The following is a 13,805-nucleotide window of genomic DNA, read 5'->3' as shown; positions in this document are numbered from 1 at the left end:
TTTTTTAAACGGCGTTATTTACGTGAAAGTTAACATAAAGTTTAGCTTAGTGCCGTTATTGGTTTTAAAGGAATTTTTATATGGGTCAGAACACATCGGTGTTATTCGTTTGCTTGGGTAACATTTGCCGTTCACCTACGGCCGAAGCTGTGTTTCTTGCTAAGGCTGCTCGAGCTGGCTTAAAACTAGACATAGACTCTGCAGGAACCCATGGGTATCACATTGGCAAACAACCAGATAAACGCTCGCAAGCGGTTGGCGTGGAGCGTGGTTATAGCTTCAAAGGCTTAAAGTGTAGGCGGGTAGATGAAAAAGACTTCGAAAAGTACGACTACATTCTGGCAATGGATAATAGCAACCTAGACAATCTACGTGAAATGTCCGCGCCGGAACACCACGAAAAAATTCACTTGTTCTTAGACTTCGCTGACAGTGAAGATAAGGAAGTTCCCGACCCTTATTATGGCGGAAAACGGGGCTTTGAATTAGTGTTAGATTTAATTGAAGAGGCCTCTGACGGGCTAATCGCACATATTCAACAGAGCTAGATATGCACACTGTGTTAAAGGGAAGGGCTGCTACCTTCCTACTTTGTGGTGTTACCTTCCTGCTCACCGTTGGCGTGTTAGCCACGGTATGGCTAACCGATTCACCCACGGCATTAAAACAACACATCACACTACAGCTTCAAATTCCGCTTATCATTACCGCCGTTTTAGTCGGTAGTGTATTGGCAGTCAGTGGTGCTACCCTTCAAATAGTATTACGCAATCCGCTGGCAGACCCAGGTATTATCGGTATCACTAGCGGCGCCAGCTTAGTGGCTGCAACCCTGTTATTACTCACCCCTTTGTGGGCACAGCCTTATCTCCATTATATATTGCCTCTAGGCTGCTTCATTGGTGCATTAATAACAACGTTTGTTATCTATCGCCTTGCAAGAAAACTTCTGGGTTCAGCGGTTGCTGTTATTTTATCTGGCATTGCTATCTCTACCTTGAGTGGGGCTGTTATTGCTTGGATGTACATGTTTAGTGATGCCCAATCCTTGCGTAACCTAACATTTTGGCTGATGGGAAGTGTGTATCAAACCACGTGGCCTATTTTGTGGGTAAGTGGCCCACTTATTATAGGGAGTTTGTGGTATCAAATACGTCAATCTGCCAAATTCAATCGTCTGTATGCTGGTGATTTAGCCGCGTTAAGCAGCGGCGTGCATGTGCAACAACTTACCGAACGTAGCCTTATTGCTACCGCCGTAGGGGTAGGAGCGGCGGTGTCTATTGCGGGGGCTATTGCCTTTGTTGGGCTGTTAGTGCCGCACATTCTTCGGCTTATTCTTGGCCATGACAATAGAATACTGTTACCCGCAAGCGCGTTATGTGGCGCCAGTTTATTACTTATTGTGGTGCTCATGTCTGAACTTACTCGTGCGATAACCCTGCCTGTATCTATGATCACTGCCACCTTAGGCGGCCCCTTACTCATTTGGGCATTAATGAAGGGGCAGCTTCGATGAACCCAGTTATTTCATTGCGCGATATTTATGTGAAAAAGCGTTTAACTAATATTACCCTTGATATCAATCAAGGCGATTGCGTACATATTTTAGGCCCGAATGGTGCAGGAAAATCTACCCTGTTATCGATAATGGCTGGCGTATTAGCCGCTGAACATGGCGAGGCTTTGCTGCTAGAACAACCCCTACATCAATGGCCTTTAAGTGTATTGTCGACATTTAGAACCTTATTGGCACAGCAAAGTGAAGCTGTGTTTGCGGTCTCTGTAAAAGAATACCTTTCGTTTTTTTCAAGTGAAACCGTGTTTGAACTTCCCAATTTGCTAGAAGCCACACTGGAAGTAACCGGTTTTTTTCCTACGCCCTTAAATAGACTTTCAGGTGGGGAGCGCCAGCGTGTTGAAATTTGCCGCACATTACTGCAAGTTTGGCCTGCCATTAAGCGGGGCGAAGCGATTTTGCTATTAGATGAACCCTTGCAAGGGGTGGATATTCGACACCAATATGCGCTGATGGCGCTGTTTCAAACCTTATGCAATAAAGGGAATACCTTAGTGCTAAGCAGTCATGACATTTTATTAAGCGCAAACTATAGTAATACAGTACTGCTAATGAAACTCGGTACGAGCGTAAGTTTCGGTTTGCCCGAGTCGGTATTGTCAGTCAAAAACCTAGAACATACCTTTGATTGTCATTTTGCAGTGAATAAGCGCGACGACTTTCTAGATATTCAAGTTTGCGCACCTATTGTATTAGATCAAATGTGGTAAAGTAGCGCGCATACAGATAAGCGCTCACACACAATGAGATTAACGTTTGCCTAAACGTAAAAAACATTTAAATCAGGAGAACCCCTTGAGTAATTGGCAAGTAGACAGTTGGAGGCAAAAACCTATCCTTCAACAACCAGAGTACGATGATGCGGCACAACTTAAACAAGTAGAGCACACGCTAAGTACATATCCTCCGCTGGTTTTTGCCGCTGAAGCCCGTGATCTTCGCCGTCAACTTGGTGAGGTTAGTTTAGGTAAAGGTTTTCTGCTTCAAGGCGGTGACTGCGCCGAATCGTTCGACGAATTTAATGCGCCAAAAATTCGCGATACGTTTAAAGTATTGCTTCAGATGGCTATTGTTTTAACCTTTGCAGGCCGTTGCCCAGTCACCAAAGTGGCTCGTATGGCGGGTCAATATGCTAAGCCTCGTTCATCAAATTTTGAAACCCGCGATGGTGTTACACTGCCAAGCTACCGCGGCGATATTATTAATAGTTTCGAGTTTAACGAAGCCGCTCGCCGCCCAGATCCGAACCGTTTGATTGAGGCGTACCACCGCAGTGCATCGACGCTTAATTTACTTCGCGCTTTTTCTCAAGGTGGTTTGGCCGACCTTCACGAAGTAAACCGTTGGAATATGGCTTTCGTTGAAAACAACCCGCTAAAAGAACGCTACCACGATATGGCTGTGCGTATTCAAGATACATTGTCGTTCATGGACGTGATTGGCATTAATTCGCAATCTAGCCCAACTTTACATGAAACCTCGTTGTTTACGTCGCATGAAGCATTGCTGCTTAACTATGAACAAGCCCTAACACGAATTGATACACTAACTGGCAAGCCTTACGATTGTTCTGCGCATATGATTTGGATTGGTGAGCGTACCCGTCAGCTAGACCATGCTCACATTGAGTTCTTCCGTGGTATTCACAACCCTATTGGTGTGAAAGTTGGGCCTAGCATGGAAGAAGATGAACTTATTCGTTTGATTGATGCACTAAACCCGAATAACGACCCTGGTAGGCTGACGTTAATTACCCGTATGGGGGCTGATAACCTAGCTGATAACTTGCCGCGTTTATTACGTCGCGTTAAAGCAGAAGGTAGACACGTAGTATGGAGTTCAGACCCCATGCACGGAAATACGTTCTCTGCATCAAGCGGTTATAAAACTCGTAATTTTGATGCCATTTTGCGTGAAATTAAACAGTTCTTCCAAGCACATAACGATGAAGGCACGCATGCTGGTGGTATTCACCTTGAAATGACAGGCCAACACGTGACCGAGTGCACTGGCGGTGCGTATGAAATTAGTGATGAAGACTTAGCACAAGCGTACAAAACTCAATGCGATCCTAGACTAAACGCCGATCAAGTACTTGAAATGGCATTCTTAGTTGCAGACCATTTGCGCAACGCATAAGCGTTAGCAAAACAGAGTGAAAAGGGTAAATCGCATGTCGACTTACCCTTTTTTTGTCTGACCTTTAGATTAAATCATCACCTACGTGCACAGCACTAAACGCTAGTATGAGAATGAAGATTCTTTATGCACAAGCGATTCAAATTATTAACGAATAACGCACTACTAACAAATGCTAGGCTAACCACAACCACACCGAACCAAGAAAATGTGTTAAATGCAATGAGGCCAGTATAAGAGCCTAGTGCACCACCGAGATAGTACCCCAGCATGTAAATACCATTTATTCGACTTTGCGCTGAAAGGTCGATTGAAAATACGCGAACTTGGTTGGACACTTGGGCACTGAATATCCCCAGATCGATAAGAACTATACCTACAATTAACCCCCATAAGTTTTCACCGAACAAACCTGAAATAGTAAACCCAAGAAAGATAAGCCCCAACGCTATATTTATCATATTGCGAACACCCACTTTGTTTACCAAGCTCCCCGATACTTTTGCACCCACAATACCTGCCAATGCCACTACACCAAAAAGCCCCGCTTGTTGCGCATTGTAGTTAAAAGGAGACTCATGAACATGTAAAGCTAAGGTAGCCCACAAGGCGTTAAACGCAGCGAACCACAAGCTTCCGGTTAACGCAGACTGACGAAGCGCAGCATGTTGTTTTATTAGCGAAATCATACTTAATACTAACTTGGGATAAGGCATTGTGCTGGCGGGTTTATTCGCAGGTAAGTATAAATGGAGCAAGATGCCAAAACATGTAGCTAGTAGTGCTGACATGAGAAACACCGCGCGCCAATTAAAGAACTCTCCTACAAACCCACTTACGGTTCTAGACAATAATATGCCCACGGTTAGCCCTGTCATGATAGTACCGATAACTTTCCCTTTATTCTCTGGGGTACTTAAGGACGCCGCGAATGGAATAATTTGTTGCGTAATATTGGTCCCAAGACCAATTGTGAAACAGGCGGCAACGAGCATAAATAAGCTAGTTGTTGAAAATGCCACGAGTGAAGCGATAACAAGTAAAAGAGACAGTAAACCAATTATCGTTTTACGGGATACGGTGTCGCCCAAAGGAGATAGAAATAACAAGGCCACAGCATATCCAATCTGGCCAGCAGACGGAATAGCACCGAGCTGGTGGGTACTTAGCCCCAGATCTTTGCCTATTTGCGGCAATATAGGTTGATTGTAATATAGATTAGCAACGGTAGCCGCTACCGCGCTCGACATGAGCAACAATTTACCTGTTGTGAGAGAGGGGGATGATTTGGTATCCATAATAATATCTACATGTTGTGTGAGCTGTTAATGGAGGTATTTTATGGTGTTTTTATTTATTACAGAAATGATGGATTTGTGTTTAATTAATCCCGGTTTTGCATAAGTTATCTTTTGAGGTGTGTCATTCACAGCGCATAAAAACTCGTAGTAGGATAATAGAGTGGGTTAAGCGCTTACTTGTTATGCACCATTAAAAATAAAATAGTGAACCGAACTTAGTCGTCATTAAGGAGTGGCTCAACAACTGACTCTAATCCATTTAGTTTAATTTCGTACATGAGCGCGAGTTGCTGCCCCAGCTTTCCTTCGGGAAAACCTTGTTTGTTAAACCAAACTAAATAAGGTTCTGGTAGGTGAAACAGGCGCCGTCCTGCATACTTTCCGAATGGCATGGTTTGGTTGATTGCACTTTTTATTGCTTCTGGATCCATATTGCTCAAAATTACTTTAATGTCGTTAGGTTGTTAGAGTGCTTACAAGGTGTCAATATTCTCGTCTGCGATGAGCAGGTATATGCACTTGTGTTCACGGTTTGAATATAAATGTCGAATATGCTGAATGGGTACATTCGGTAAGAGCCTCAAGCCGCATCACTTCTTTAGTCTTCACTGGCCCATACTTTCATGATTTGAATCTCGCTGCTGAGTAGCCCACAGCCGATTGTATATACCTTGTTGTGCTAAAAGAGTCTCGTGGGTGCCATGTTCGGCAATCATGCCCTTGCTTAACACTAAGATGGTATCGGCATCGACGATAGTAGACAGTCTATGCGCAATAACCAAGCTAGTGTGACCTCTTGCGGCGTCTCGCAGCGCGCCTAATATCGCTTGCTCTGATTGACTGTCTAACGAAGAGGTCGCTTCATCGAATATCATTATTGGCGCACCTTTTAATAGCGCACGAGCGATGGCAACTCGCTGTTTTTCGCCGCCAGAGAGTTTTAGCCCACGTTCGCCTACTGTTGTGTCTAGTCCGTCTGGCAAGCTTTCAACAAATTGGGTTAAATGCGCAAGCTTAATAGCATGAGTAACTTCTTCGTCGCTAGCATCAGGGTTGCCGTAACGGATATTTTCTACCAAGGATGTATTAAACAACACGGTATCTTGTGGAACAATACCGATATGGCTTCGTAAACTGTGTTGGCTAAGTTCGCGAATATCCTGCCCGTTTATGAAAATGCCACCCTCGGTGGGGTCGTAAAAACGAAACAGCAACTTCATGATGGTGGATTTTCCCGCACCACTTTCGCCAACCACAGCAATCTTAGCGCCTGATGGCACCTCGAAGCTGATTCCTTTTAAAATAGGCCGTGCTTGCTGATAGTGAAATTGAACGTTAGTAAAACGTATGTTGGCCTGTTTTGCTGAGAGGTGGGTAGCATTGGGTTTATCTTCAATTGCAGGTTTTTGGGATAGCAGGGAAAACAAGTTTTGAATGTTCGCTAGCGAGCCACGGATTTCCCGATACACAAAGCCCAAGAAATTGAGGGGCATAAATATTTGCATGGTGAAGGCGTTAATTAGCACGAAATCACCAATGGTCATCTCGCCTTCCATTACGCCATAAGCTGCATTCGCCATCATGGCTGTCATTGCTAGGGCAATAATGCTGGCCTGTCCGCCATTTAAGGCAAACAGTGATAACCGATTTTTACGCCTGGCTTTTTCCCAGCCAGCTAAATCTGTATCGTATCGATTTGCTTCGAAGCGCTCATTGTTGAAATACTTTACGGTTTCAAAGTTAAGTAAGCTGTCTACCGCGCGTGAGTTGGTGGTGGAGTCGGCTTCATTCATTTGCTGCACAAATCGCGTGCGCCAATCGGTGGCTTTCATCGAAAACATGACATAGCTGATGACACTGACCACAATGATCATCGCAAACGACCAGCCAAACTGAATCAATAGCAATACCACGACTAAGCCAATCTCTAAAAGGGTAGGCACAATATTGAACACCATAAACCGCATTAAGAAACTTACGCCGTTTGTGCCACGTTCTATATCTCTGGATAAGCCGCCCGTTCTGCGGTTTAAATGGAAACCTAAATCTAGATTGTGCAGATGATTAAATACCTTTAAACCTAGCCGGCGCATAGCACGTTCGGTAACACGCCCGAACAGAGTATCTCTTACTTCGCCAAGTAAAACATTGGTGAGCCTAAGTGCGCCATACGCAATAATTAAGCTGATAGGCACGGCAATGGCCAATGCTTCCACATCACCATTTAAACTATCTACCGTGTATTTGAGTACATAGGGTAGACCAATGCTGGCAAGTTTGGCAGCGACTAAGCACAGTAGCGCTAATGCTACCCGACCTTTGAACTCAAGAAGATAAGGCCATAACTGTTTGAGCACTTGCCATTTGATAGGCTCATTCTCGTTTAGCGGGAATCGATTTTTTCGCATGGTGTAATTATGTTCTCACTGCATATTTGTGACGTTGTAAAACGATGACGCTAGCGGAAGGCAGGAAGGAAAGCCTCTGTACAAAGGTGAATTATGGTAGATTAACGAACTCTAAACTAAATCGTCTACGGTGAACCGTTATATTTATTTAAGATAAATAAGGCAACGGTACGATAAAACGTTCTAATTTATGCGTTATCGAGCATTTCATTCTTATTTGCAGCCGCGTAAACTGGCTCAAAGACATCATAGTCTATTTAACCACACTATTTGTTTCACGTAGCCCTTAAGGGAGAAAATTTGTTAGAAGATAGCTTTGGACGACAATTCCATTATTTGCGTTTATCAGTAACGGAGGCGTGTAATTTTCGCTGTCAGTATTGTTTGCCTGACGGTTATCAAGGTCCTTCTAGTGAGCATTTTCTTTCCTTAAGCGAAATCAACACGCTATTGAGCGCGTTTTCAGGGTTGGGTACAACAAAAGTCCGGCTTACAGGCGGCGAGCCAACACTTCGCCGCGACTTTCTTGATATTTTAAGCGCAACGGCAAATACACCTGGTATTAAGCGCGTGGCCATGACCACCCATGGTGGCCGTATGGCTGAATATGCTGCCGCTTGGAAGCAGGCGGGTTTACACCAAGTGAATGTCAGTATTGATAGCTTAGATCCCAGGCAGTTTGCCGCAATAACTGGGCAAGATAAATTGAAGCAGGTTTTAGCTGGGCTCGATGCTGCGGTTGAGGCCGGTCTTGATGTAAAAGTAAATTCGGTGCTGTTAAATGACTTTTCTGATGCTAGGTTGAATCGCTTCCTTGATTGGCTGAAAACCATGCCTGTCACATTGCGGTTTATTGAATTGATGGAAACCGGCGATACCACTAAATTTTTCAAAGCGCAGCATCAAGGTGGAACACCACTTAAGCAAACGCTTATAGATGCTGGATGGCAACCCATGGTTAGGCGCAAAGATGCCGGGCCGGCGCAGGAATTTTATCACCCTGATTATGCGGGTAGAATTGGCCTCATAATGCCGTACAGCAAAGATTTTTGTAAAAGCTGTAATCGACTTCGCGTTGCGGCAAATGGTAAATTACATTTGTGCCTATTTAGTGAGCACGGCATTGATATGCGACATCTATTAGCTGACCAAGATGTAGTAGGGCTACAACAGTTCTTAGTCGAGTGTTTAGGTGAAAAGCATGCGACGCATTTTTTACATGAAGGCAACACAGGGGCAACGAAGCATTTAGCCATGTTAGGCGGCTAACAGTTACGTTTGTTGCGCCAAAAAATACGAAAGCACTAGTATAAAGTGGCTCGTAAAAATAACGATAAGAAAGGGAAGTCTATGTTTATTGAAGATAGTGCGCGTCTGTCTTTCCATTATATCACCGATGCTGATGTTGAGTTCCTTTGGGAGCTTGACCAAGACGAAGATGTAATGCGATTTATAAGTGGTGGTAAAAAAACATCTCGTGAAGATATTACCAACACGTTCGTACCACGCTTTCAAGCGTATTCAAACCCTGCTCTAGGTTGGGGGTTATGGCGAGTGCAAGAAAAAGAGAGTGAAGAGGATATCGGTTGGGTTTTAGTTCGACCTTTTGGCTTTTTCACAAAAGAACCTGAGATTGATAATATTGAACTTGGTTGGCGTTTCAAACAAGCTAGCTGGGGGCGGGGATATGCCACTGAGGCTGCGATACAAGTGAAAGACGCCCTGTATCAAATTGGTATCGACAAATTTTGTGCTATGGCAAAACCTGAAAATCTAAATTCCATCAAAGTGATGGAAAAACTAGGCATGAGTTTTAGTCACGAAGTTGAATATAAAGATAACCTCTACCAAGAAAAGGTAGTGGTTTACACTACTTGATCTAACAGCCCTTTAACCGTTTCATAGCGTTGGCTTTGTTCTTCAGATAAAGAAGCACTTTCCAGCGTAAAGCGGCACTTCTTCATTACCGCATTCATACTGGCTTCTGCTTTTCCTTCACGGGAACGCCGCATTGCTGACGCTTGAAGTAGGTTTAACGCAATGGCAGGGTTGCGGGGCATAACCCTGAATGCTTGCTCAAAGGTTTGGTAAGATTTCATTAATTCGCCACGCTTATATTGCACGACGGCCACGTCATTAAGGTTTTTAGGGCTGATTGATATTGCCGTTTTCTCCTCTACTTCTTGATTAATATAACGGCTGAGTAAACTATTTGGCGCATCCAGCTCTTTTTGTCGTAACGTCGCCTTGTCGAGTAATTTGAGGGCGCTTCCTCTTAACCCCAAGTCGTGGAAGGCTTTTGCCGAGTCTAATAACGTTTCGACAGATTGGTCTTCTAGGTTATCAGTATCTAGGGCGTCGAGCAGATCTTTTGCTTTATCATTTTCATCTTTTAGATAGTGAATACGGGCGCTAATAACGTGGAGCTGATGATCGAGATTCACCTTTGGGTAGGCGCTTTTCAATTGGCGTAGATATTCATTGGATTGTTTAATAATTTTGTTTGTTTGTGAGGTTTCTGCCGTCATCGCAAAATCAATACCCGCCCTAGCAACAGACAAGTACATCTCTGGGGTATCGTGTACCGAGTTTTTACCGAAACGAACCACTTTTTTAGCGCTATTAAATTGCCCTTCATAGTCGTGGGTTAGCCTCGCGAGTTGCACCGCAGTAATATGGCGCATGACATTTCGAGGTGAAATGTCACTGGCTACATTTACACATTCTAGTGCTTCATCATAGGCTTCTAGCTTAATTTGCAACTCGGCCAATAAATCGTATGCACTCAGCATACTTTCTGGTTGCAGCGCTAGCTTAATAAGATCTTTTTCTGCATCATCAAACTCATCTAGGTGGATATAGCATTGAACGAGGCCGAGCTTTGCCCACGTAAAATTTTGAATATTGATGATTGATTGGTAAAAAAGCTTCGCGTTTTCAAACTGGCTATTCAATAACAATAAGTCGCCCTTAGTTTTAAGTGCTAATGGGAAGTGCTCAGCATTTTTAGGTTCAACTAAAATAAACTCTAATTCTTTAAGTGCTTGCTCGGGATTCTGGTCATCCATGTAACGATATACATCATGAAACACCTTTTTATGAGTGACGACTTTACTAAGTCGTTTATCTAGTTCGTTGACGGAAAATGGTTTTGCTAAGAATTCATCGGGTTGCAGTTCGATGATGGCATGGACCACATCTATAGCAGTGTCGGCACTGGTAAAAATGAAGCCGGTAGTAAGAGGAATAATTTTTTCAGTTTTCAGTTGCTCGAATAAATTGTAGCCGCCTTGTTCGTGCCTTAAGTCATAAGCGCAAACGATAACATCGTACTGCCGGGTGCGAAGTGAGGTAAGGGCATACGCGGCACGATCTACATAATCAATATGTTGGAAGCCAAGCTGCTCCAAAGCATATTTTATATGACTTTTTGCCAAAGCCTGATCTTCCGCTATTAATAAACGGGTTTGTCTAGCCAACTGTAGGTTCATTACAACCTCGTATATGCGTCAATGCTTACTTGTGTAAACAACCTAATCAGAGTTTAGTTGATTAATTAACCTATCACCATCGTTAAATAGGGTCTTTAAGATTGCGATGCATGGCATGAAAAACAGGTAGAGGGCAGGGGGAAGTAAGTTTTCTTTTGAAAGAGTGGTGGACGTCTGCTGTGGTTCCTAACGAAGTTATCGTAACGAAGTTGTTGAACCAGTGATTTTTGATTGTATAAAGATAAAGAGAGATGGTGGGCGCTGCTGTGGCTCGTAACGAAGTTATTGAACCAGTGATTTTTGATTTTATAAAGATAAGAAAGATGGTGGACGTCTGCTGTGGCTCGTAACGAAGTTATTGAACCAGTGGTTTTTGATTTTATAAAGATAAAGAGAGTGGTGGACGTCTGCTGTGGCTCGTAACGAAGTTATTGAACCAGTGATTTTTGATTTTATAAAGATAAAGAGAGTGGTGGACGACTGCTGTGGTTCGCAACGAAGTTGTTGAACCAGTGATATTTTATTGTATGAAAATAAGAAAGATGGTGGACGCTACTGGGCTTGAACCAGTGACCCTCGCCTTGTAAGGGCGATGCTCTCCCAACTGAGCTAAGCGTCCGAATACTTTTTCTAATAAACAAAATTGGTGACGACTGCTATGGTTCGTAACGAAGTTATCGTAACGAAGTTATTGAACCAGTGGCACTTGCCATACACTTTCAAAAAAAGTGGTGGACGCTACTGGGCTTGAACCAGTGACCCTCGCCTTGTAAGGGCGATGCTCTCCCAACTGAGCTAAGCGTCCATCTTGTTTATTATCTTGCCTAAGCAAGTGGGGCGGTATTATAGAGTCGGTTCTCATACTGTCAATAATAAAATGAAAGAAAAATGACTGTATGCCTGAAAAGTGAACATTTTGCCCTTTTTTTATCTGAATTGATGAAATTGTAAGCGTGATGCGACGCCATGCTATCAAACAAGACTTCATTAAAGCATAAATATAAGTTTCTATTGGTAGCTATATGCCAAGCAAATGCATCGTGCTGCTTTTGTCGTGAAGCGGAGACTGGTAGAATGCGCGCAATTTCACAATCTAATAAAGATAGAGAGTTTTTATCATGTCGGTTGTAACACGATTTGCACCAAGCCCTACTGGCTACCTTCACGTTGGTGGCGCACGCACCGCTTTATATTCTTGGCTACTTGCTAAAAACAATGGCGGCGAATTTGTACTTCGTATTGAAGATACAGACATTGAACGTTCTACGGAAGAAGCGAAGCAAGCAATTTTAGATGGCATGCAATGGCTAGGTTTGACTTGGGACACCGGTCCTATCTTTCAAACTGATCGTTTCGACAGATATAAAGAGCTTATTCAACAATTGTTAGACGAAGGTAAAGCGTATAAGTGCTTTATGAGTGCAGCAGAGCTGGATGCGATTCGTGAAGCGCAGAAAGAACGTGGGGAAAAACCTCGTTACCCGGGCACATGGCGTGACCGTACAGATCACCCCGAAGGCGAACCTTTTGTCATCCGTTTTAAAACGCCATTAGAAGGCACGGTTGTTATTACCGACCACGTACGCGGTAAAATCGAAATTAACAATAGTGAATTGGATGACTTAATCATTCAGCGCACCGACGGCACGCCAACTTACAATTTCTGCGTTGTAGTAGATGATTGGGATATGGGCATCACACACGTTGTGCGTGGTGAAGACCATATCAATAACACGCCCCGTCAAATTAATATTCTGCAAGCATTAGGTGCGCCTGTACCTGAATATGCTCACGTATCTATGATTTTAGGTGATGACGGTAAAAAGTTGTCGAAACGTCATGGCGCAGTAAGTGTTATGCAATACCGTGATGATGGCTTCTTACCTCAAGCGGTACTGAATTATTTAGTTAGGCTAGGGTGGTCACATGGTGACCAAGAGATATTTACTCTTGATGAAATGATTGAGTTATTCAGTTTAGACGCAATTGGTCAGTCGGCTTCTGCATTTAATACTGAAAAATTGATTTGGTTGAACCAGCACTACATTAAAAGCTTACCAGCCAGTGAAGTTGCCACACACTTAAAATGGCACTTTGATGGGTTAGAAGTTGATTTAACTGCGGGGCCAGCACTCGAGTCTGTTATTGCCATTCAAGCTGACAGAGTAAAAACGTTAAAAGAACTTGCTGAGATCTCTACTTACTTTTATCAAGATTATGAAGAATTTGATGCCAATGCTGCCAAAAAGCATTTACGCCCAGTAGCACGAGGGCCACTAGAGCTAGTTAAAGAGAAGTTGATGGCTATTGAAGCGTGGGAGCCGGAAAATATTCATGCTGCTATTAATGCAACAGCTGAAGAATTAGAAGTGGGTATGGGTAAAGTAGGGATGCCATTGCGTGTTGCTACCACCGGAAGTGGCAATTCTCCGTCTTTAGATGTAACCCTTAATTTGCTGTCAAAAGAGAAAGTTGGCGAGAGAATCGACAAAGCGCTTACTTTTATAGCAAACAGAGAAAATTCATAAAAAAACCGTTGACATAAATGGGGTGGATGCCTAGAATGCGCCCCGCTGTCACGGAACAGTCACACAATAGTGACTATGACACAACGGGGCCATAGCTCAGCTGGGAGAGCGCCTGCATGGCATGCAGGAGGTCGGCGGTTCGATCCCGCCTGGCTCCACCAAATCTAACTACAGTTTTATATTGTGGTTTAGGCTGAAGGTTTTACCTTCGGGCATAAATTCTTTTGTAAGGATAATGTCGCTCAGCTCGCAGAGCTCGCTTCACCTTACAAAAAATCTCAAAAGCGTTGCTTTTGAGTTAAGTTAGGCCGGTAATCTTTGAAATTACCAGTGACAAAAATTTAGTACTTCTGTAAGAA

General features: G+C 43.5%; 11 protein-coding genes and 3 tRNA genes. 8 read left to right on the top strand and 6 right to left on the bottom strand.

The genetic code is table 11. The features are described 5' to 3' along the window. Window positions 1–80: 80 nt before the first annotated feature. The 4 genes from JKP82_RS16660 to JKP82_RS16645 all read left to right on the top strand — a co-directional run bounded on the left by JKP82_RS16660 (window position 81) and on the right by JKP82_RS16645 (window position 3,718). Window positions 81–548, top strand: a complete 468-nt coding sequence (locus JKP82_RS16660) for a low molecular weight protein-tyrosine-phosphatase (protein ID WP_159531335.1) — start codon at window positions 81–83, stop codon at window positions 546–548. Between the two features lie 2 nt (window positions 549–550). Further along, window positions 551–1,519 (top strand): FecCD family ABC transporter permease, encoded by a 969-nt coding sequence (locus JKP82_RS16655; RefSeq protein ID WP_201299259.1) that lies wholly within the window; start codon window positions 551–553, stop codon window positions 1,517–1,519. Then, window positions 1,516–2,289: an ATP-binding cassette domain-containing protein gene (locus JKP82_RS16650; protein WP_159531333.1), complete on the top strand. Its 774-nt coding sequence runs from the start codon at window positions 1,516–1,518 to the stop codon at window positions 2,287–2,289. Before JKP82_RS16655 ends, JKP82_RS16650 begins: the two co-directional genes overlap by 4 nt. Window positions 2,290–2,374: 85 nt before the next feature. Continuing rightward, window positions 2,375–3,718, top strand: coding sequence for a class II 3-deoxy-7-phosphoheptulonate synthase (locus JKP82_RS16645; RefSeq protein ID WP_159531331.1), 1,344 nt, complete (start codon window positions 2,375–2,377; stop codon window positions 3,716–3,718). 95 nt (window positions 3,719–3,813) lie between these two features. Here JKP82_RS16645 and JKP82_RS16640 read toward each other — a convergent pair whose 3' ends face one another. The 3 genes from JKP82_RS16640 to JKP82_RS16630 form a co-directional block, all read right to left on the bottom strand. After that, on the bottom strand, window positions 3,814–5,016 hold the full coding sequence (locus tag JKP82_RS16640; protein WP_159531329.1) for an MFS transporter: 1,203 nt from the start codon (window positions 5,014–5,016) through the stop codon (window positions 3,814–3,816). A gap of 218 nt (window positions 5,017–5,234) precedes the next feature. Further along, entirely contained in the window at window positions 5,235–5,450 is a 216-nt protein-coding gene (locus tag JKP82_RS16635) for a DUF3820 family protein (protein WP_013784808.1), read from the bottom strand. 174 nt (window positions 5,451–5,624) lie between these two features. After that, window positions 5,625–7,427: an ABCB family ABC transporter ATP-binding protein/permease gene (locus JKP82_RS16630; RefSeq protein ID WP_159531327.1), complete on the bottom strand. Its 1,803-nt coding sequence runs from the start codon at window positions 7,425–7,427 to the stop codon at window positions 5,625–5,627. Window positions 7,428–7,727: 300 nt separating this feature from the next. Between JKP82_RS16630 and moaA the strand changes: the two genes are divergently transcribed. Both moaA and JKP82_RS16620 read left to right on the top strand, forming a co-directional pair. After that, entirely contained in the window at window positions 7,728–8,696 is a 969-nt protein-coding gene (gene moaA, locus JKP82_RS16625) for a GTP 3',8-cyclase MoaA (RefSeq protein WP_218397893.1), read from the top strand. Window positions 8,697–8,777: 81 nt separating this feature from the next. Continuing rightward, a complete protein-coding gene (locus JKP82_RS16620; protein WP_218397891.1) occupies window positions 8,778–9,305 on the top strand; it encodes a GNAT family N-acetyltransferase in 528 nt (175 codons plus the stop codon). On the opposite strand, the gene JKP82_RS16615 is transcribed toward JKP82_RS16620, so the two are convergent. The 3 genes from JKP82_RS16615 to JKP82_RS16605 all read right to left on the bottom strand — a co-directional run bounded on the left by JKP82_RS16615 (window position 9,293) and on the right by JKP82_RS16605 (window position 11,723). Continuing rightward, window positions 9,293–10,918 carry a response regulator gene (locus JKP82_RS16615; RefSeq protein WP_218397889.1) on the bottom strand — a complete coding sequence of 542 codons (1,626 nt, stop codon included), beginning with the start codon at window positions 10,916–10,918 and terminating at the stop codon, window positions 9,293–9,295. The genes JKP82_RS16620 and JKP82_RS16615 overlap by 13 nt on opposite strands. A 543-nt stretch (window positions 10,919–11,461) precedes the next feature. Further along, window positions 11,462–11,537: transfer RNA gene (locus JKP82_RS16610), tRNA-Val, on the bottom strand. Window positions 11,538–11,647: 110 nt separating this feature from the next. Continuing rightward, window positions 11,648–11,723 (bottom strand) — tRNA-Val (locus JKP82_RS16605). Between the two features lie 313 nt (window positions 11,724–12,036). On the opposite strand from JKP82_RS16605, the gene gltX reads away from it, so the two are divergent. Both gltX and JKP82_RS16595 read left to right on the top strand, forming a co-directional pair. Then, window positions 12,037–13,446, top strand: a complete 1,410-nt coding sequence (gene gltX, locus JKP82_RS16600) for a glutamate--tRNA ligase (protein ID WP_218397887.1) — start codon at window positions 12,037–12,039, stop codon at window positions 13,444–13,446. Window positions 13,447–13,531: 85 nt separating this feature from the next. Beyond that, window positions 13,532–13,607: transfer RNA gene (locus tag JKP82_RS16595), tRNA-Ala, on the top strand. The last annotated feature ends 198 nt before the right edge of the window (window positions 13,608–13,805 follow it).

Origin of the sequence: Alteromonas lipotrueae, from assembly GCF_019249215.1 — a bacterium.
Lineage (GTDB): Bacteria > Pseudomonadota > Gammaproteobacteria > Enterobacterales > Alteromonadaceae > Alteromonas > Alteromonas lipotrueae.
Note: the sequence above shows the minus strand (reverse complement) of the source record. Positions and strands in the feature narration are given on the sequence as shown.